Source organism: Vibrio sp. J383 (assembly GCF_023503985.1).
In the GTDB taxonomy this organism is placed as follows: domain Bacteria; phylum Pseudomonadota; class Gammaproteobacteria; order Enterobacterales; family Vibrionaceae; genus Vibrio; species Vibrio splendidus.
Window position 1 is genome coordinate 863,916 of sequence record NZ_CP097294.1, and the last position, 19,616, is coordinate 883,531.

Sequence of the window (19,616 nt, forward strand, 5' to 3'; positions counted from 1 at the left end):
TTCACGTGGACATGTTGGCCAATTTGGCGAGGTCATTTGATTTGGATTAAATCTAACCATGGACAAAGAATAACCATGTATGTGATAATTTTGTTAATTTATAGTTATTATGTTCGGTATTTTTCTTATGAATATTGCTCGTGTAGACCTTAATTTACTTGTGTATTTAGACATGTTGCTACGTGAAAGAAACGTAACGCGTGCAGCAAATCAACTGGGTATCACTCAGCCAGCCATGAGTAATGGCCTACGCCGGTTGCGTGATCTGTTTGAAGATCCGCTATTGGTGAGAACCAGTGAAGGGATGATACCGACTGAACGAGCACATAAGTTGCAGCCACTGATTCGAAACATCTTGGTTAATGTAGAGAAGACACTGCAGCCGACCACGGAATTTAATGCAGAAGACAGTGAACGTGTGTTTCGTATCATGGCGAGTGACTATGCTGAGTCGACTATTATTCAACCTCTTCTGAAAAGGCTAAGCGAGATCGCGCCGAAAATACGACTGGATATCATGACGCCAAGTGACGTGAGTTATCAGGATGTAGAGCAAGGTACCGTTGATATAATTATCAATCGATTTGACGATATTCCACAGTCGTTCCACCAGATGAGCCTTTGGCACGACGGGTTCTCTTGCTTATTTAGCTGTGATAACCCGATTGCCGAAAACTTCGATATTTTGTCTTATCTAAAGGCGCAACATATCTGGGTAAGTAAGACCGGAATGGGAACCGGAGTTGGGATCAACCCAAGCGAAGCGCAAAAGCTAGGTTGGATAGATGAAGCATTAATGCGCATTGGTAAAACGCGCAATATCACGGTGTTTACTCGACACTATTTGTCGGCGATTCTCTTCGCACAACAGAAGAACCTGATCCTGACCATTCCAACCAAAGCGGCTCAACTGCAGCGCAATAACCCTAGATTGTTGATCAAGCCTGCGCCATTTGCGATTGAACCCTTTGAGGTGAAGATGGCGTGGAGTCCATTGTTACAAACCAATCCAGACCATCAGTGGATGCGTCGCTTGATTAAAAGTGTCGCTAATGAAATCGAGAGTGGCGTGACGGAATAACACAGTTTGTAGGGTATTTTTTTTGTGAATATCCAGTATAACTGGCATAAATTAGCTAAATTTATGTCCGTTGCGTAAGTTTAATCTAGTAACGTAAATTTGAGCTAGTAACGTGAATTTAAGCCAGTTACGTAGATTTAATGAGTAGTCATCAGTTAGTTTGAGAGAGATTTTATGAGCAGTCGTATTCAACAGGGAAGCTTGAACATTGATAGCACCCTCTACCAATTAATTAATGAGCAGGTCATTCCTGGAACAGGCATTGTCGCTGAAGACTTTTGGCAATCATTTGCAACTATCCTTGAAGACTTGGCTCCCAAGAACCGCGCACTGCTTATCAAGCGTGAAGATCTTCAACATCAAATTGACGTTTGGCACCAAGAGCGTGCGGGACAAACGCTAGATGCGGCCGAGTACAAACAGTTCTTACAGCAGATTGGCTACCTAGTTCCTGAGGGTGATGACTTTCAAGTAACGACTGCCAGCGTTGAGCCTGAAATTGCAACACAAGCGGGCCCGCAACTTGTTGTACCTATTATGAATGCACGTTTTGCACTTAACGCGGCTAATGCGCGTTGGGGAAGTTTATACGATGCGCTTTACGGAACCGATGTCATCAGCGAAAGTGATGGTGCAGAAAAGGGTGGAAGCTTTAATCCTGTACGTGGCGCTAAAGTAGTGAGCTACGCTCGAGGTTTCCTTGATGACGCTGCACCGTTAAACGGTGTCTCTCATAAAGACGTCACCAAATACAGCATCAGCAACGTCAGTATTGGCAATACACTGACAGCGACCTTAGATAACGGCGAAGAAGTCACTCTGATTGATCGCAACCAGTTCATTGGTTATCAAGGTGATGCGAGTGCACCTTCAAGCATTCTGCTTAAGCACAATAATCTCCATATCGAAATTCAAATTGACCCGAGTGCGCCAATTGGCAGCGTTGATGTGGCTGGTATTAAAGATGTGCTGGTGGAATCGGCACTGACTACGATTATGGATTGCGAAGACTCAGTAGCTGCGGTCGATGGTGAAGATAAAGCATTGGCTTACCGTAACTGGTTAGGCTTGATGAAAGGTGACTTACAAGAGTCGCTAGAGAAAAACGGCAAAACCATCGTTCGTAATCTTAATCCAGACCGCCAATACACTAGCGTGACGGGAGGCGAGATCTCGCTGAAAGGTCGCAGCATGTTGTTCATACGCAATGTGGGCCACCTGATGACAAACCCTGCCATTATTGATGCAGACGGTAACGAAGTCCCTGAAGGCATTATGGATGGCATGGTCACTTCACTAATCGCGATGCATGATTTAAAAGGCAACAGCGCGTACCAAAACTCGACCGCGAACAGCATCAATATTGTAAAACCTAAGATGCATGGTCCTGAAGAAGTCGCGTTCACCAATGAGCTGTTTGGCGGTATTGAAGATGCATTAGGGCTAGATCGATTCACGATCAAAGTCGGCATCATGGACGAAGAGCGTCGTACTTCAGTCAATCTTAAAGAGTGTATTCGAGCGGCTAAAGATCGTGTTGTGTTCATCAACACAGGGTTCTTAGACCGAACGGGTGATGAGATTCACACCAGTATGGAAGCAGGACCATTCGCTCCTAAAACACAGCTGAAAACCATGACTTGGATTGGCGCATACGAAGATCAGAACGTTGATCTTGGCTTAGCTTGTGGCCTGCAAGGTAAAGCCCAGATTGGTAAAGGTATGTGGCCAGAGCCAGACAATATGGCGAAGATGATGGACGCGAAAATCGGACATCCTCAAGCGGGCGCAAATACTGCTTGGGTTCCTTCTCCAACTGCCGCGACTTTGCATGCTCTGCACTATCACAAGGTGAGTGTACCAAGTCGTCAGAAAGAGCTTCGTGAGCGAGTGAGAGCAAATGTTGACGATATTCTTACTATCCCATTGCTAGGTAATCAAAAGCTGACGGCTCAAGATATCCAAAACGAATTGGACAACAATACGCAAGGTATTCTTGGTTATGTAGTGCGTTGGATTGATCAAGGCGTCGGGTGTTCTAAGGTGCCAGATATTAACGATGTAGGTTTGATGGAAGACCGCGCTACGCTGCGTATTTCGAGCCAACACATTGCGAACTGGTTACGTCATGGGATTTGTAATGAAGCCCAAGTAATGAAAACCATGAAGCGCATGGCCGCAGTGGTTGATGAGCAAAACGCTAGCGACCCGAGCTACCGCAATATGGCACCTGACTTTGAAAACAGCATCGCGTTTTCAGCAGCGTGTCAGTTGGTATTCGAAGGCTGCGCTCAGCCTAGTGGTTACACTGAGCCAGTGCTGCATGCTATGCGTCTAAAACTGAAAGCGCAGGGATAGAGAAGCAACCCAATAACAAAAACAGAGAATGTAAAATACTAAAAAAGAGAACCCCCCTTTAACCGAGCCCAAGGTGCCGCGCTTTTATAGCGCGGCTTTTTTTGATTCATTTTTGTGGTGAGAAAGGTGGGGAGTGGGGCAGGTTAGTGATCACTAAGACTTAATTATTTCTGAGCCCTAATCACTGTCGAAACCTAGTTACTACCAAAACACAGATACTTGATATCCATGTATTCATCGATGCCTTCTTTTGCGCCTTCACGGCCAATACCTGATTGCTTAACACCGCCGAAGGGCGCGACCTCGGTTGAGATGAGGCCATCATTAATACCGACCATACCGTACTCAAGTGCCTCTGCGATGTTCCATACTCGATGAATGTTCTGACTGTAGAAGTACGACGCTAATCCATAAATGGTGTCGTTTGCCATCTCAATAAGCTCTTCGTCTGTCTCGAATTGCATCACAGGAGCGACAGGGCCAAAGATCTCTTGCTGAACAATGTCCATGCTGTGTTTCACATTTTTAAGAATGACAGGCTGAAGGAAAAGCCCATCAAGCTCTTGAGTTGGCGTCACAGGTGTCGCGCCTTGTTCTACCGCTCTGTCTATTAATGCTTGGATGTTGTTCTTCGCATTCTGACTGACAACAGGACCAATGGTGACACCTTCATCTAAGCCGTTACCAATCTTAAGCTGCTGAACCGCTTGATCGAATTTAGCCACGAACTCATCGTACACTTTACTGTGAACGTAGAATCGGTTTGCACAGACACATGTTTGTCCCGCATTGCGGAATTTCGACGCCATTGCGCCTTGAACCGCCGCGTCGATGTCTGCATCGTCAAACACAATAAAAGGTGCGTTGCCACCGAGCTCCATTGAGGTGCGCTTGATGCCTTGTGCGGCTTGAGCCATCAAGATACTGCCCACTCGAGTCGAGCCTGTGAAAGAGATTTTTTTGATCAGTGGATGAGAAGTGAATAGGGTGCCAACTTGCTCAGGGCTTTCACCAAGAACGACTTGAAGTAGATCTTTCGGGATACCCGCTTGATAAGCCAGTTCAACCACAGCAAACGCAGACAGCGGTGTTTCATCTGAAGGTTTTACGACAAAGCTACAACCAGCAGCTAGGGCAGGAGCTGCTTTACGAGTGATCATTGCAATAGGGAAGTTCCATGGCGTAATTGCACACGCGACTCCAATAGGCTGCTTGATGGTCACCAAGCGTTTGCCAGCGACTGTGCTAGGAATAGAATCACCATAAGTACGCTTGGCTTCTTCTGCAAACCACTCAATAAAGCTCGCACCATACACGACTTCGCCTGTCGCTTCTGCTAACGGTTTACCCTGCTCAATCGTCATGATTCGAGCCAGATCTTCTTTGTTTTCAAGGATCAGTTGGTGCCAACGGTGCAGTGATGCAGCACGAGATTTAGCTGGAACCTTGGCCCACTCTTTCTGTGCAACATGAGCACGTTCAATCGCGTTTGCTAACTCTGCCTGTGATGAAATAGGTGCGTGTCCGACGAGTTCACCTGTCGCTGGGTTTGTGACTGCAACTGCGTTGTTCGCTTCTGTCACCATAAAAGAGAGTAAGTGCTGGTTCTTAATGTTTAGCATCGTGATTCCTTTGTTGTGATTACTTTAGACGTGTTGCTTATATGCGGGTTGGCGAGTGTTCAAATGACTTCGACCAACCGTTGATTGGTCGAAGATAGTGGTCGTTAGCTCGTTAGCTCGTTAGCTCGTTAGTTCGTTAGTTCATTCGTGCTTAAGTTGTTGCTTGCGAAGCGATAGCCACTCGAAGCGGTCTAAGAAAATGACCTATTGTTGACTCCAATTATCAGACTCTATTTTCGCTAGCGCTTTTGCGGCTTTCTGGAGAGCGGGTAGGTACTTGATCGCTTCATCAGGTTTGACTCGAATTACGGGCGCTTGTATCGCTAGGCCGAGGTTTGATTGACCCGTAGATGATGGGATCAGCACGGCGATACAGACTAAGCCCGGCAAAAACTCTTCGTCATCAATCGCAAAGCCTTGGATTTTCGCTTCTTCGATGTCTTTCTCTAACATCGAATAGTCTGTAATGGTGTTCACTGTGTATTGAGTCAGTGGCACATTTTCAATTAATCGTCTGCGCTGTGACTTAGACATGTGCGCCAAAAACAGTTTTCCGCTAGCTGAGCAATGCACTGGGACGCGAGAACCTGGGTGTAGATGAAAACGAAGGGGTGCTTCAGTTTCTGCGCGATCAAGATAGATGATCTCGCCACTTGATAGCGCCGTTAGGTTACAGCTTTCACCAACTTCTGCTCTCAGGTTTTCAAGAATAGTGCGTCGGGCACTGTGCATGGTGCTATTCAACAATAGGTTTTCGGCAAGTTTTCTGAGTCGAATACCTGAGCTGTAGTGCTTCTCATCGCCGTCTCTTTGAATAATGCCTGCCGCTTCTAACTGCTGAAGCATTCGGTGCAGCGTAGGTTTTGGCAGTCCAGTTTCTTCGACTAATCCTTGAAGAGAAATAAACTCGTCTTTTTGCGCTATCACCTCTAATAGTGCAAAAAGTCGGAGAGTCGGTGTATCCCCTTGAACTGGTGGTGTTTCTGTTTGCATATAATGATCCATCCTTGCGATATGTCTATGCCTAAGAGTGTACATACCAAATCATTATTCTTCAATTATCTGAATAAAGTTTGACCTTTTTTATTATTTCAATAGTATAAATATAAATTATGGAACAATTAATCTCAATAAATGGAATTTAAGATGAAGGCAATTGAACGGATTATTGACAAGGCTCACTTAGATCGTAAGCGAGTGGTTTTGAGTGAAGCTGAGGACCCGCGAGTACTAGCAGCCGCAAGAATGGCGATAGACAAACAGCTCGCTCACATCACCCTAGTCGGGGATGAACCAGCGATCATCGCTGCTGCAGAATTACATCACATTGATCTTGTGGGCATTCATATTGTCTCCCCACAAGCGTCATCACTCAAAGAAGTGCTCGCTGAGCGGTTGTATACATTAAGAAAAGCGAAAGGTATGACTTACGATGACGCGCTAGAGTTGGTTCTAGACCCACTCGTTTTTGCCAATTTGATGGTCAGAGAGGGGCTGGTGGATGGCACAGTTAATGGTGCGGTTTATACCACGTCTGATGTCGTGCGAGCTGCGCTTCAGATTATCGGCCCCGCGCCAGACAGTGAATTGGTGTCCAGTTTTTTTCTGATGATGTTGTGTGAGCCTTTCCATAATCTTAAAGGCGGCATGATTTTCAGTGACTGTGGTTTGGTGATTAACCCCAATGAAACCGAGCTAGCATCGATTGCAGTGGCCGCATCAAACAGTGCTCAAACGCTACTGATGGAAGAACCTAAAGTCGCAATGCTGTCGTTTTCGACCAACGGCAGTGCTAAGCACGAATCGGTCGATAGGGTTCGTAACGCGGCTCAACTAGTGAAACAGCGTTGTCCCGGAATCGCCGTCGATCAGGATGTTCAACTCGATGCCGCGATTGTGACTGAGATTGCCGCAAAAAAGCTGCCAGATTCAGAGGTGAAAGGTCAATCGAACGTATTAATATTCCCCAATTTAGAAGCAGGCAATATTGGTTATAAGCTTGCGGAAAGGTTAGGCGGGGCAGTTGCAATTGGTCCACTGTTACAAGGGTTGAATCAACCTGCGAATGACTTATCAAGAGGGTGTAACGCACAAGACATCTTTAATGTGATCGCGGTGACCGCGGTACAAGCGCAGCAAGGAAAAACAGCAAATTCAAAGACTGACTTGGCGGCTGATTCTGAAAAAAGAGATGAATCGACATTTGATTTTAGATACTAAAATCTAGCTCCTGAAGCTGATACTCACATTTAAATCAACCCCCAAAAACAACCTAACTAGGACTGCTGATGGAGTTACCTGTTTTACTCGCTATTCTTGCCACCATCGCGGTGGGTACCTATTTTCAAACTGTCACCGGATTTGGCCTCGGTATCATCGTGATTGGTTTAACGGTTAGCCTTAATCTGGTTTCCTTACCCGTTATAGCCGCTGTGGTCAGTATTGTGACCTTGTTCAATTGCTTGGTCGCATTGATGGGTAAGCCACTGCTTGGGGAACTCAAGATTCTTGTGGTGTTGGTCATCGGTATTATTCCCGGCGTTTCGATGGGGGTGTACTTGCTGGACGAGTTAAGCGATTCGGCAACGCATATTCTCCGAGGACTATTGGGTGCGATGGTGCTATTCGCAGGTTTGAGTTTTATGTTCAAACCTAAAACCAGAAAGAACCGTTCGGCAACGGTAACTTTCCTTGTCTCAGGCTTTAGCTCTGGCTTAGCGGGTGGGTTGTTTGGGATGGCAGGTCCACCGATTGTTTATCATCTTTATCGGCAGCCTTTTACGCTCGATCTGGTGCGAAGCACACTGCTGATGGTTTTCGTTTGTACGTCGATGTCGCGTACTGTCAATGTCTACGCTGCAGGCGACATGGAACAGAGCATACTGTGGTTATCTGCTATTGCTGTCCCCTTGGTGGCGCTTGTCACGATGTTTGCTCGACGTTTTCCACCACCGCTGTCTAATGATCGACTCAGAAAGTTAGTGTTTATTGTGTTGATGTTGATTGGTGGGTACTTGATGGCGGTCTCTGCATGGTCGTTGTTTGGCTCTTCGTAAATCATTCTCGACAAAGGAGGCTGGTGAGTCGCTAGCCTAAGCTTCCCTGTTTAAACACGCTTCAGCATCTCAAATACGCTCTTAGATAATCCAAATAAGCAGCTCTCCTGCACATCTAAGGTGATGTTACTGCAGTAGTACGGACTCAAATCTACTCCCATCCCCACGCCATGAATCTCAATTCCGTTTTTGATCGACTCACGTTCAATCACTTGTTTGAGGTGGTTATCCAAATAGAACTGATCGTTGGCGGTGCTGGTGGCGGTATCCATTGGGCAGCCGTCTGAGAACACGATCAAAACCTTTCTTTGAGCAGTGTGCTGTTGCAACCGCTGGCTAGCGAACTGCACCGCTTCGCCATCAATCCCTTCTTTAAAGACGTCTGCTTTACGAAGACTCGCAATGCCAAGGCGAGATCGTCTCCAATGCGTATCAAAATCCTTAAACACGATGTGCCGAACTTCGTTCAAGCGGCCTGGATGCTTTGGTTGGCCTTGTTTAAGCCACTGTCGATAGACCTTGCCACCGTTCCAGTTGTTGGTAGTGAAGCCAATGATCTCAAATGGGATATCAGCCAATCCAACGGATTTGAGAATGGTGTCCATTAGCAGACTTAGCTTGTGACTGTGCTTTTGCATTGAGCCTGAACAATCCATCAAAAACGTGATGGCACATTGATGAGATGCGCCGATGTCAGGTTGATAAAAGACAGTGCGATCCAATGGCGACGTGATGAGCTTGGTTATGGTGGTGGCGTTAACAATGCCTTCTTCTAAATGATCCTGACGTCGGTTCGTTTGTGGAGTGGCAACAAAGCGAGTGAGCATCGCGGCTAAACGGCGAGTGTTGACTTGTCTCGCCATGATTTCATCGGTGAGCTTCTGCCTCAGTTCGAGTAATAGGGCGCGCCTGACGAGTTTGTCTGCGGCGATGACTTGATCAAATTCTGAATTAAAGACCTGATAATTCGCGCCCGACAACTCGAATACCTTGCTACTGCCTGTGATGTCGGTATCGACGTCTTGATCTTGAATGTCACCATCAACAATCAAGGCAAGCTGTGCAAGGATCTTAATGTCTTCTTCGACCGTTGGCGTGGGCGAGTTATCACTTTCTTGTTCCTGGGTTATTAACTCTTGTGCAAGGGCAGCAAGCTCATTGGCGCTGTGTGCAAATGACTCTTGGTCGGTTCTATGTTGCTTTAAGTGCTTCAGGCTGTGCCCAAAAGTAGGCACGATGCCGGCGCGAGTCGATTCAATGGTTTCAGCGATAGGCTCAGAAACGGGAACACCGGTTAAACGGGTGTGGATGACCTGCATCAGTGTAAACAGCAACATGCCTATTCGTGATTCGGTAAAGCCATTTTGATGATATTGGTCGCTCCAATACGCAAAGTTGAATTGGATGCTGGTGGTCACGCCTTTTAGATAAGGCGGAACTTGAGATTCAACTCGAACCTGTTCGCAGAAGTCGTAAAGCAGACGTTCTATTTCGTTTTGAGGGCGCAATGAATAATGGAGATTAGCGTCTGAAAGCAATAATCGCAGTGCCGATGAATCGATCTTGCCCTGCATCGATAGCTTGCTGTTTCTTAGCTCGTGGCGAGACACAAAGGTGAGATCGTTAGTATGTGCTGACTGGTAATAACAGGGCTTATTGCCTTTATAGAGACGTTCTCCCCGATAGTTCAGATTGAGTTCGCCACTGATTGCTCTGGCGACAGACACACCAATATCGAGGATCTTTTTCTGCTGGGAAGAAACATTGGCCATGGTTTACGACTCCGAGTGCGAATAGTTTTGAGTATGCGTTTCCAAGGCTTCACCAAAGCAACGGAAATAGTATTCGCTAACCAGTTCTTTCTCTTCGTCTTCACAGCGATTCAAGAATGACAACCTAAATGCGGTGGCTACATCATCGAATATTTGGATGTTTTCGGCCCAAGTGAGCACCGTTCGCGGAGACATCACCGTTGAAAGGTCGCCAGCCCGAAACCCGTTGCGCGTTAATCTTGCGGTGGCGATCATTTTCTCGACCAGTTGTCGGCCACTTTCATTATTCAGTTCCGGAAGCTTAGATAACACGATTTTGGTTTCATGTTGTGGGTCTAAATAGTTAAGCGTAGCGATGATGTTCCATCTATCTAACTGACTGTGGTTAAGCACTTGAGTACCCGAATACAAACCTGAAAAGTTACCCAAGCCAAGCGTGTTGCAGGTAGCAAACAGGCGGAAAGAAGGGTGAGGTGTGATCACTCGGTTTTGTTCTAAAGAGGTGTACTTTCCGTCTTGCTCTAACAGCTGCTGAATCACAAACATCACGTCAGGACGACCGGCGTCGTACTCATCTAATACCAGTGCGATGGGTTGTTGAATGCTCTGAGGAAGAATGCCTTCTTTAAACTCTGTTACCTGCATTCCGTCTTTAATGGCGATGCTGTCTTTACCTATAAAATCCAATCGACTTAAGTGTCCGTCTAGGTTGATCCTCAAACACGGCCAATTCAATCTTGCGGCAATTTGCTCAATGTGAGACGACTTGCCCGTTCCGTGTGTGCCTTGTATCAATGTGCGACGATTGGAGGTGAACCCCGCTAATATAGCCAACGTCACTTCAGGATCAAAACAGTAATTTGGGTCGACTTTCGGCACATATTCACCCGGATGTTCAAATGCCATCACCGTTAGGTTGCTGTCGATGCCAAAGCGTTCTCTCACGCTTACCGGCTGCGTTGGTACCAATTCCGCCTCTTTCATCATATTTCCCTCTATATAGCTCATCACTTGTCGCTGCTATCGCGATATGTCATCGATTATTAACAGCTCCAGTTAAGTTAACGGCACTTTTTGTACGAAAAACTACCAATAATGTGATCCAGTTTTATTAATTGGAATGAATTGTTCCATTTTAATATAAAAAGTTGACGCGCAAAAATTCTACTACTAAGGTGAAAATGAATTCGAAAAAGAGACAATTCATTCCGAAAAATGAAATTTTGGTTAACTCAAGGAGAATGGAAGAATGAGCGAGCAAGAAAAACGTACGGTTGTTTCCGGCACAGTAACAATGACACCATCAGAAGCGTTCGTTGAAACTATGGTTGCTAATGATGTTACCGATATGTTCGGCATCATGGGGTCGGCATTTATGGACGCAATGGATATCTTTGCTCCTGCTGGCATTCGATTGGTCCCAGTAGTACACGAGCAAGGCGCTGCCCACATGGCAGATGGTTACTCTCGTGTATCTGGTCGCCATGGCGTGGTTATCGGTCAAAATGGCCCAGGTATCAGTAACTGTGTAACAGCAATTGCAGCTGCGTTCTGGGCACATAGCCCGGTCGTAATTGTGACGCCAGAGACAGGCACTAAAACAATGGGCTTAGGTGGTTTCCAAGAATGTAACCAGCTCCCAATGTTCCAAGAGTTTACTAAGTATCAAGGACACGTAACGCACCCAGATCGTATGGCGGAATACACAGGCCGATGCTTCGACCGTGCGATGAGTGAAATGGGTCCAACTCAACTGAATATTCCACGTGACTATTTCTACGGCGAAACTCAAACTGAAATCCCTAAACCTGCGCGTTTAGACCGAGGTCCAGGTGGTGAGAAATCTCTAAATGAAGCGGCAGACCTGATTGCTGAAGCGAAGTTCCCAGTCATCATTTCTGGTGGCGGCGTGGTCATGGCAGATGCAGTTCAAGAGTGTGCGGCATTAGCAGAAAGACTGGGTGCTCCCGTTGTGAACAGCTACCTACACAATGATTCTTTCCCTGCTAGTCACCCATTATGGTGTGGTCCTTTAGGCTACCAAGGTTCGAAAGCAGCAATGAAATTGATGGCTCAAGCGGATGTGGTTATCGCTTTGGGTACACGTCTTGGTCCATTTGGTACCTTGCCTCAACATGGCATGGACTACTGGCCGAAGAACGCCAAAATCATTCAGATTGATGCCGACAACAAGATGCTTGGTCTGGTTAAGAAGATTTCGGTTGGTATCTGTGGTGATGCAAAAGCAGCAGCGGTTGCTCTATCTGAAAGGTTGGAAGGTCGTGCACTGTTGTGTGATGACAACAAAGGCGCTCGCCAAGATACCGTCGCTACAGAAAAAGCACTTTGGGAAAAAGAGCTTGATGAGTGGACACACGAACGTGACTCGTTCAGCTTAGATATGATTGAGGAAAACTCACACGAGACTCCGTTCTCTGGTGGTGAATACCTACACCCACGCCAAGTACTGCGTGAGCTAGAAAAAGCGATGCCTGAAGACGTTATGGTCTCGACGGATATCGGTAACATCAACTCAGTGGCAAACAGCTACTTACGCTTTGAAAAACCACGCAGCTTCTTTGCTGCAATGAGTTTCGGTAACTGTGGTTACGCATTCCCGACCATCATTGGTGCGAAAGCTGCGGCACCTCATCGTCCCGCTATTTCATATGCAGGCGACGGTGCGTGGGGCATGAGCCTGATGGAAACCATGACATGTGTTCGCCATAACATTCCAGTGACAGCTGTGGTATTCCACAACCGTCAATGGGGTGCAGAGAAGAAGAACCAAGTCGACTTCTACAACCGACGCTTTGTTGCCGGTGAACTTGAAAACCAAAGCTTTGCAGAGATTGCACGAGCAATGGGTGCTGAAGGTATCACGGTTGATAAGCTAGAAGATGTAGGTCCAACCTTGCAAAAAGCCATCGACATGCAGATGAACGAAGGCAAAACAACCATCATTGAAATCATGTGTACTCAGGAATTGGGCGACCCGTTCCGCCGAGATGCACTATCAACACCGGTTCGTTTCCTAGATAAATACAAAGATTACGTATAAGTCATAGGAAGTTTGTCCGGCCGCAGATATCTCGAGAGTGTTAGAGGAAGTGCTATCGAGAATGTGGTCGGGCAATACCAACGGGTATTGGCAAGTACTTAGGTTAAGAACGTAAACGCTTAGTTCAATAATTTCCAGTTAAACATTAGAACACTAATTAAATATTTATTAGGAACATAAGTGGTTCTAGCTATATAAACTTTGTTACTCGCTATTATTAATCGACCATTAACTCATAGCGCCTTAGTGAATGGTTCTATTACTGATACTTGTTTATGAATATATATACCTATTATCATTTTAGAAAAATACAATAACGACACTCGTTGACTATTGGTCAATCGTTATTATTGGTTGGTTTTTATCATCGATTGATAGGGTTGTTGATATTTGGATTTTTCCGGATTTAAATTAAGTGAATCGTAGTATGCATGTTGTGAAAAATAAACATTATATAAGCTCACTCGAAGAGCTGTATAAAATAATCGATTCACTTATTACAGAGTGTAATGGGCATCGTGGTTTGATTTATAACGTGTGTGACTATGAGAATAATAACCTGATGCCAAGCTTAGGTCGCTCAAATCGAAAGAATATTCGCCGTGTCGAACAAGAGCTTCTTTCGACCGTGAGAGTTTATGGCGGGCATTCGTTGAGTGCACACGAGATAAACGATTGGTTATTGATGTGTTTAGCCAAGAAACAGGGGTTTCCAACCCGTTTACTTGAGTGGACAGATAACCTGGTCAATGCGTTGTGGTCTGTGTGTCATAGCCAAAGCAAAGACTGTATCAATATTATTAAAGCTATTGATTATCATAAGGTTAGTGTTTTTAACTCACCATGTGACCTCAATAGAACTCAGATATTCAATGTGGCTGATTGTGATCAGCAAGAGCAACGAAAGGATAAGTGGTATTCCATTCACCCATTTAAGGAAGGTGGCAATGATGCCATTCAGCCTTTGTACGATGAGAAAGAATATTCAAACGGTCTAGTGTCCGTTCATATTCTTCCATCAGCGAAAGTAAACCTGATAAAGGAATTAACCTCCATGAATGTTTTAAATGAACCGACAGAATATATTGAAGAGAAACTGGCTGATTTGAAAAATGAAGCCCATGTAGATGGTAATCAAGCAATTAATAAAGGTGAGGGTAATATCGAATTACAAGTTAATACTCATGATCGCCAGCTTGAGCAGTATGGCCGAAAGTACCATCAAGATTTTGACTTCGACTAAAGTCTAATATTTCTAATTATTTTATTTAGACCTCGTATAAATCTAGTGAGTGACTGTGTAAATAAAATTAGAACACTAATTAATTTATAAAAAGATGAAATCTGTGAGCTTAAAGATTGTTTATAAAGTAACTCGAAGTTAGAGTGGCGAAGCTTGTTATCAAGTTGTTAAATTTCACAGATCTAGTTTAAACACTCTAATAAAAAAGTGGCGCAAAGCTACTGAAATTTAAACCAATAACGAAAACATAAAGGATTCTGGAATATGAATATGCAAACCAATGCAGCGGCATTCGTGCTGGAAAACCAAGTCGACACCGCCTTTTTACAGTCTTTTAGTGATGCATGGAATAACCATGATATTGAAGCGCTAATGTCGTTTATGACCGAAGACTGTGTCTTCCACACCGTGGCAGGAGAAGGCGTACTTGGAAACACTATCGAAGGGTACGAAGCCGTTCGCAATAGCTTTGAATTGGTTTGGCAGAACTTTCCAGATGCAGCCTGGAGCGACCCTGTCCACTTTGTGTGTGGTGACCGCGCAGTAAGCGAATCAACGTTCTCTGCGACTAACCCAGATGGCACCGTCATCGAAGCTCGTATGGTTGATGTGTTTACCCTGAAAGATGGAAAAATCAGCGTAAAAAATGCCTTCCGTAAAACACGACCTCTTTTGACTCCTAACAACACTCCCAAGAGCTAGACACGAAACCAAAATCAGTCCACGTGTTATGACTAGGAGAGTCGAATTATGAGTTTAGTAATGGAACAACCGGCAGCCGATGTGCCGCCAAAGGTGACAAGTACCCAAGCACAAGAAAGTACCCAAGCAAAAGAAAGATACGACCCAAAATACGATCCACTTAAAGACAAGAGCCCAGGTCACGGCAAGGAATACGCCCCGACTTATTGGGTAGATACCGCAGGCGCGCCACCTGAAGATGATGGCCCAATTACATCGGATATGGATGTCGATGTAGCGATAATCGGTTCAGGCTACACAGGCTTAAGCACCGCGATACACCTTGCTGAAATGTACGGCATTAAAGCGATTGTGATTGAAGCGAACCGTATGAGTTGGGGCTGCAGTACCCGAAATGGTGGTCAGGCTCAGTGTGCGTCAGGACGTTTGAAGCGCTCTCAGTGGATTGAACGCTGGGGACTCGAAACCGCGCTAAAAATGCACCGCGAATGCATCGATGGTATGAACACCTTTAAGTCTCTGATCAAAGACATTGATTGTGACCCGCAGCCGGGTGGCCACTTATACGTTGCTCACCGTCCAAAAGTGATGGCAACACTCGAGAAAGAAGCCAAGTTGCTGCGTGACACGTTCGATTACGATGCGCAGATCTTAGATGCGGAAACCGTAAAGCGTGATTACGTTGGTGATCAAGAAGCGGCAGGCGCAATACATGAACCAGAAGGTATTGGCATCCATGCAGGGAAACTGGCGTTTGGTTATCTAAGAAAGGCGAGAGCACTCGGCGTAAAAGTTCACCCAGCAAGCCCTGTGATGGGGTGGGAAACGCGCAACGGTGTACACTACCTAAAAACACCAGGTGGTGTGGTTAAGGCTCGTTCTGTCGGTGTTTGTACCGGTGGTTACACCAGTCAAGGTTTGCATTCAGAGCTTAAGAATCGCTTGTTGCCAGTGCTTTCTAATTCGATGGTGACTCGTCCGTTAACTCAAGACGAAATCGCTGCGTGTAACTTCAAAACCAACCAGGTGATTACTGATACCAGAATTCTGCGTCATTACTACCGTTTGTTACCCGATAACCGAGTGCAGATAGGTACACGCAGTGCCATCAGTGGCAAGAATGCACCTGAAAAGAAATACGAAGATATGTTGAGAGCGGATTTAACCCGAAAATTCCCTTCTCTCGATCAGATCAAAATCGATTATTCATGGTGGGGTTGGGTTGATGTTAGCCACGACATGATGCCAAGAATCTATCAGCCGAATCCAAAGCAATCCATATTCTACGCACTAGGGTATGGCGGCAATGGTGTGATGTACTCCGCTCAAGCAGGCAAGCGCCTTGCCCAGTGGATCGCAGGTGAAGGTCATAAGCTTGACTTGCCAATATTTGAATCAAAACTTCCGTTCCCCAACGTGAGGGAAGTGGTGGAATCTGAGATGTTTGCACCATTTCGAAGAGTAGGGCAACAGTTCCTTTATCAGTGGTATTCGTTAAAGGATGAAGTGCTTTAGCTACTCGAACATTGTTTCCAAAATAGGGAAATAGAACTACGACCAGGAAAGTTGTACCAGGTCACCTTGTGAGCAAAGTACAGGCAGGACGTCTGTATGATATGAAAGGTTAAGACTATGAAATTGATTAAAAATAAAATTATTGCTGGCGTCACAATTGTAGCAACAGCGATGCTATCTAATGCCGCGGCAGCAGCAAATTTTAAAATGGCTATCGGCGATGCTGCTGGTGGTACTCAATGGGAATTAGCGACATCATTTTCTGAATTGATGGAGCAAAAAACAGACGGTAAAGTCAAAATCGACCTGTTCCCGAATGGTCAATTGGGCAATGAGCAAGATACCGTGAACGACGCGGCAATCGGCCTTCTCGACTTCTCTGTATTGGCGATCAACAACGTGACGCCTTTCTCTCCAACGGTTGGTCTATTGACCATGCCTTACGTCATTCAAAGTGCAGAAGAAGCGGTGCTATTAACTCAAGGCCAAGTGGGTCAAGACCTTGTCGATAACACGATTCGTGATGCAGGTGTTCGCATCGTAGGTTGGGCTTATTCTGGTTTTAGGGTTCTAACCAACTCTAAAAAATCAGTGGCTTCGCCAGCAGACCTAAAAGGGTTAGTGATTCGCGTCCCTCGTAACGAAATCATGATTGCTTCGTACCAAGCATGGGGTGTAAACCCAACACCAATGGCATGGTCAGAAACCTTTACTGGATTGCAACAAGGTGTGGTTGATGGTCAAGATAACCCATACATCACTGTTCATGCGATGAAGTTCAATGAAGTACAAAAGTACGTAACAAACCTGCGTTACATCTTCTCACTTGAGCCGTTAATCGTCAGTGAAACGGTCTTCCAACAACAGACACCTGAGATGCAAAAGATCATTCTTGAAGCGGGTCAGGAAGCAACAGAACACAGCTTTGCTTATCTAGAGAATACTGAAAACAAGATCCGTGAAGAGCTACAAGCAAAAGGCATGGTATTCACAGACCCAGCAGACAATGAGAAAGAGTGGATTAGCAAGGTAACGAAATCAGTTTGGCCTAAGTTCTATTCAAGCATTGGTGGTAAAGACAAGCTAGACGACGTTCTTGAGTTACTAGGTAGAAAGTAACGATTAGATACGCCCTATCTGCTGTTCTCCGCTACTTAATCACCTAGCGATAGAACAGTGAGATAGGGCATTTACATGGCTTTACTCGTTGATCTGTTTAGTACCTGATCTGCTCAGTACCGCGAGCGACTGGTTGTCATGTGGAAATCAACATTGGAGGTTATATGTCAGTCGCTAAAACTATAAAAAAGCATCTTAACAACATCGAGGAATATACCTGTTGTCTGTTGCTAGCAAGCTTTGTCTTATTACTGTTCACACAAATCCTTACTCGTCAGCTTTTCGATTACTCCATACCTTGGGGTGATGAAGTCGCGACTTACATGTTCGTTTGGTTTGCCTATCTAGGCGCCGTTGTGGCGGCCAAAATGTCGGCGCATAACCGAGTCAGTTTTCACTTCAAGTTCTTCCCTCCGATTGTTCAGACCGTCTGTGAAACCATCGCTGACTTCTTATGGTTGCTGTTCAACGGTTACTTTGTCTATCTCAGTTACGATTTCGTGTTCAACAAAATGAACCTGTTCTGGAAATCTCAAACGACAGGCATCCCAATGAAGTACTTCTATATGATTTTGCCTATCGCGTTTTCGTTGATGATGATTCGAATTATCTGGAACAACTACGAGCGCTTATTTAAGGGCGCTAAGAACGAAGATCCTGAAGTCAAAGAACTGCGAAAAATGACGGCACAAAAGTCATCACAGTAGTCGTCACAGAGAATAGCCGTAATAGAGAGATGTAATAATGGAATCCTATTTAACTCTAATTTTATTTGGTGGCTTCTTAACCCTGTTAATTCTGGGTGCACCAATCACAGTATCACTGGCCGGCGCTTCAATGGCGGCCTATATGTTGCTCGACAAAAATCCCATTGCGTTAGTACAAATCGCGTTTACTTCGGTAGGTAACTTCCCATTAATGGCGCTGCCGGCCTTTGTTCTTGCCGGTGCATTGATGGAGGCGGCGGGTATCTCCAAACGGTTGGTGGATATAGCCGAGAGCTTAGCCGGACCCGTGACGGGTGGCCTTGGCGCTGCAACCGTGATGGCGTGTTTGTTTTTTGGTGCGATCTCAGGTTCAGGCCCAGCCACGACCGCTGCGGTAGGCATGCTAATGGTGCCTGCAATGGTTAAGCGAGATTACGATAAGAGTTACGCATCGGCAGTAACGGCCGCATCAGGGGGCTTGGGGATCATCATTCCGCCATCCATCCCGTTAGTTATTTTCGGCATCTCCGCAATGGGATTAATGGCACCGCCAGAGGCCATCGCTCAACACGGGCAATTTGCTTCTTTATCTATTCCTAAATTGTTTGTTGCTGGGGTTGTGCCGGGTTTCATTATGGCGTCGACGCTAGTGGTCACTAACTACTTTATTGCTAAACGTGAAGGTTACAAAGGGCTGACTGAAAACTGGTCATTTGGCGAAGTAAGACACTCTTTGCGTCGTGGTATCTGGTCGATACTGGCTCCGTTTTTGATTCTCGGAGGCATCTACAGCGGCATGTTCACACCAACAGAATCAGCGGTTGTGGCTATCTTCTATTCACTGTTTGTCGGGGTGTTTATTCACCGAGAGTTATCGTTCAAAAGCACGATTAAATCATTGTCGACAACGACATGGATCACTGGACGTGTGTTGCTGATTCTATTCGCGGCAACCGTATTTGGTCGCTTGTTAATCGAACAAAAAATTCCAGTTGTGGTGGCGGAGTCACTGTTAGGGTTCACTGACAACATGTACATGGTGTGGGCACTGACTATTGTGTTACTGCTTTTCGTTGGCATGTTTATGGAAACGTTAGCCGCGATCATGATTATCGTACCGGTCTTGCTGCCAATTATGTACATGCTCGGCGCGGATCCTACTCACGTTGGTATTGTGGTGGTATGTACGCTCTCGATAGGATTTGCTACGCCGCCACTCGGTGAAAATATCTTTGTCGCCTCGGGGATAGGCGGAGCCACGGTCGAACAGATCACCGCTAAGATCCATCCCTTTGTGCTTGCATCCGTCATTGGCGTTTTCGTTATCGCTTTCTTCCCGCAAATTACGCTTTGGCTACCGTCCTTAGTGGGCTATTAGGA

15 protein-coding genes are annotated in these 19,616 nt (G+C 45.7%); 11 read left to right on the forward strand and 4 right to left on the reverse strand.

The genetic code is table 11. The annotated features are described in order from the left end of the window. The first annotated feature begins 127 nt into the window (after positions 1-127). Complete coding sequence (locus M4S28_RS20285; protein ID WP_102455298.1) at positions 128-1,081, forward strand: LysR family transcriptional regulator; 954 nt, start codon at positions 128-130, stop codon at positions 1,079-1,081. 174 nt (positions 1,082-1,255) lie between these two features. Beyond that, positions 1,256-3,439, forward strand: a complete 2,184-nt coding sequence (locus M4S28_RS20290; RefSeq protein WP_249633661.1) for a malate synthase G — start codon at positions 1,256-1,258, stop codon at positions 3,437-3,439. A gap of 194 nt (positions 3,440-3,633) precedes the next feature. Here the strand turns inward: M4S28_RS20290 and M4S28_RS20295 are convergent, their stop codons facing one another. After that, positions 3,634-5,061 carry an NAD-dependent succinate-semialdehyde dehydrogenase gene (locus M4S28_RS20295; RefSeq protein WP_017059979.1) on the reverse strand — a complete coding sequence of 476 codons (1,428 nt, stop codon included), beginning with the start codon at positions 5,059-5,061 and terminating at the stop codon, positions 3,634-3,636. A 204-nt stretch (positions 5,062-5,265) separates the two neighbouring features. Further along, positions 5,266-6,054, reverse strand: coding sequence for an IclR family transcriptional regulator (locus M4S28_RS20300; RefSeq protein ID WP_004731927.1), 789 nt, complete (start codon positions 6,052-6,054; stop codon positions 5,266-5,268). A gap of 153 nt (positions 6,055-6,207) precedes the next feature. Between M4S28_RS20300 and pta the strand changes: the two genes are divergently transcribed. Both pta and M4S28_RS20310 read left to right on the forward strand, forming a co-directional pair. Further along, entirely contained in the window at positions 6,208-7,281 is a 1,074-nt protein-coding gene (gene pta, locus M4S28_RS20305; RefSeq protein WP_108214234.1) for a phosphate acetyltransferase, read from the forward strand. Positions 7,282-7,349: 68 nt separating this feature from the next. Beyond that, complete coding sequence (locus tag M4S28_RS20310; protein ID WP_249633662.1) at positions 7,350-8,117, forward strand: sulfite exporter TauE/SafE family protein; 768 nt, start codon at positions 7,350-7,352, stop codon at positions 8,115-8,117. Between the two features lie 50 nt (positions 8,118-8,167). Here the strand turns inward: M4S28_RS20310 and M4S28_RS20315 are convergent, their stop codons facing one another. Together M4S28_RS20315 and M4S28_RS20320 are read right to left on the reverse strand one after the other, a co-directional pair. Beyond that, positions 8,168-9,889 carry a cobaltochelatase CobT-related protein gene (locus M4S28_RS20315; RefSeq protein WP_249633663.1) on the reverse strand — a complete coding sequence of 574 codons (1,722 nt, stop codon included), beginning with the start codon at positions 9,887-9,889 and terminating at the stop codon, positions 8,168-8,170. Positions 9,890-9,892: 3 nt separating this feature from the next. Beyond that, entirely contained in the window at positions 9,893-10,876 is a 984-nt protein-coding gene (locus tag M4S28_RS20320; protein WP_249633664.1) for an AAA family ATPase, read from the reverse strand. 262 nt (positions 10,877-11,138) lie between these two features. Here M4S28_RS20320 and xsc point away from each other — a divergent pair, with 262 nt between their 5' ends. From xsc to M4S28_RS20355, 7 genes are all read left to right on the forward strand, one after another. Next, a complete protein-coding gene (gene xsc / locus M4S28_RS20325) occupies positions 11,139-12,950 on the forward strand; it encodes a sulfoacetaldehyde acetyltransferase (protein ID WP_004731917.1) in 1,812 nt (603 codons plus the stop codon). A gap of 427 nt (positions 12,951-13,377) precedes the next feature. Next, positions 13,378-14,193 (forward strand): FRG domain-containing protein, encoded by an 816-nt coding sequence (locus tag M4S28_RS20330; protein ID WP_249633665.1) that lies wholly within the window; start codon positions 13,378-13,380, stop codon positions 14,191-14,193. A 264-nt stretch (positions 14,194-14,457) separates the two neighbouring features. Beyond that, on the forward strand, positions 14,458-14,895 hold the full coding sequence (locus M4S28_RS20335; protein WP_132764031.1) for a nuclear transport factor 2 family protein: 438 nt from the start codon (positions 14,458-14,460) through the stop codon (positions 14,893-14,895). A 48-nt stretch (positions 14,896-14,943) separates the two neighbouring features. Beyond that, complete coding sequence (locus M4S28_RS20340) at positions 14,944-16,410, forward strand: NAD(P)/FAD-dependent oxidoreductase (protein WP_249633666.1); 1,467 nt, start codon at positions 14,944-14,946, stop codon at positions 16,408-16,410. Between the two features lie 117 nt (positions 16,411-16,527). Then, complete coding sequence (locus M4S28_RS20345; RefSeq protein WP_249633667.1) at positions 16,528-17,529, forward strand: TRAP transporter substrate-binding protein; 1,002 nt, start codon at positions 16,528-16,530, stop codon at positions 17,527-17,529. Positions 17,530-17,693: 164 nt separating this feature from the next. Next, complete coding sequence (locus M4S28_RS20350; RefSeq protein WP_004731905.1) at positions 17,694-18,236, forward strand: TRAP transporter small permease; 543 nt, start codon at positions 17,694-17,696, stop codon at positions 18,234-18,236. Between the two features lie 37 nt (positions 18,237-18,273). Next, complete coding sequence (locus M4S28_RS20355) at positions 18,274-19,614, forward strand: TRAP transporter large permease (RefSeq protein WP_004731904.1); 1,341 nt, start codon at positions 18,274-18,276, stop codon at positions 19,612-19,614. Positions 19,615-19,616 lie beyond the last annotated feature (2 nt).

What these genes read in the sequence shown, in the direction of transcription:
- M4S28_RS20285 (WP_102455298.1), top strand. Translation starts at nt 128, where the DNA reads ATGAATATTGCTCGTGTAGACCTTAATTTACTTGTGTATTTAGACATG.
- M4S28_RS20290 (WP_249633661.1), top strand. Translation starts at nt 1,256, where the DNA reads ATGAGCAGTCGTATTCAACAGGGAAGCTTGAACATTGATAGCACCCTC.
- M4S28_RS20295 (WP_017059979.1), bottom strand. Translation starts at nt 5,061, where the DNA reads ATGCTAAACATTAAGAACCAGCACTTACTCTCTTTTATGGTGACAGAA.
- M4S28_RS20300 (WP_004731927.1), bottom strand. Translation starts at nt 6,054, where the DNA reads ATGCAAACAGAAACACCACCAGTTCAAGGGGATACACCGACTCTCCGA.
- pta (WP_108214234.1), top strand. Translation starts at nt 6,208, where the DNA reads ATGAAGGCAATTGAACGGATTATTGACAAGGCTCACTTAGATCGTAAG.
- M4S28_RS20310 (WP_249633662.1), top strand. Translation starts at nt 7,350, where the DNA reads ATGGAGTTACCTGTTTTACTCGCTATTCTTGCCACCATCGCGGTGGGT.
- M4S28_RS20315 (WP_249633663.1), bottom strand. Translation starts at nt 9,889, where the DNA reads ATGGCCAATGTTTCTTCCCAGCAGAAAAAGATCCTCGATATTGGTGTG.
- M4S28_RS20320 (WP_249633664.1), bottom strand. Translation starts at nt 10,876, where the DNA reads ATGATGAAAGAGGCGGAATTGGTACCAACGCAGCCGGTAAGCGTGAGA.
- xsc (WP_004731917.1), top strand. Translation starts at nt 11,139, where the DNA reads ATGAGCGAGCAAGAAAAACGTACGGTTGTTTCCGGCACAGTAACAATG.
- M4S28_RS20330 (WP_249633665.1), top strand. Translation starts at nt 13,378, where the DNA reads ATGCATGTTGTGAAAAATAAACATTATATAAGCTCACTCGAAGAGCTG.
- M4S28_RS20335 (WP_132764031.1), top strand. Translation starts at nt 14,458, where the DNA reads ATGAATATGCAAACCAATGCAGCGGCATTCGTGCTGGAAAACCAAGTC.
- M4S28_RS20340 (WP_249633666.1), top strand. Translation starts at nt 14,944, where the DNA reads ATGAGTTTAGTAATGGAACAACCGGCAGCCGATGTGCCGCCAAAGGTG.
- M4S28_RS20345 (WP_249633667.1), top strand. Translation starts at nt 16,528, where the DNA reads ATGAAATTGATTAAAAATAAAATTATTGCTGGCGTCACAATTGTAGCA.
- M4S28_RS20350 (WP_004731905.1), top strand. Translation starts at nt 17,694, where the DNA reads ATGTCAGTCGCTAAAACTATAAAAAAGCATCTTAACAACATCGAGGAA.
- M4S28_RS20355 (WP_004731904.1), top strand. Translation starts at nt 18,274, where the DNA reads ATGGAATCCTATTTAACTCTAATTTTATTTGGTGGCTTCTTAACCCTG.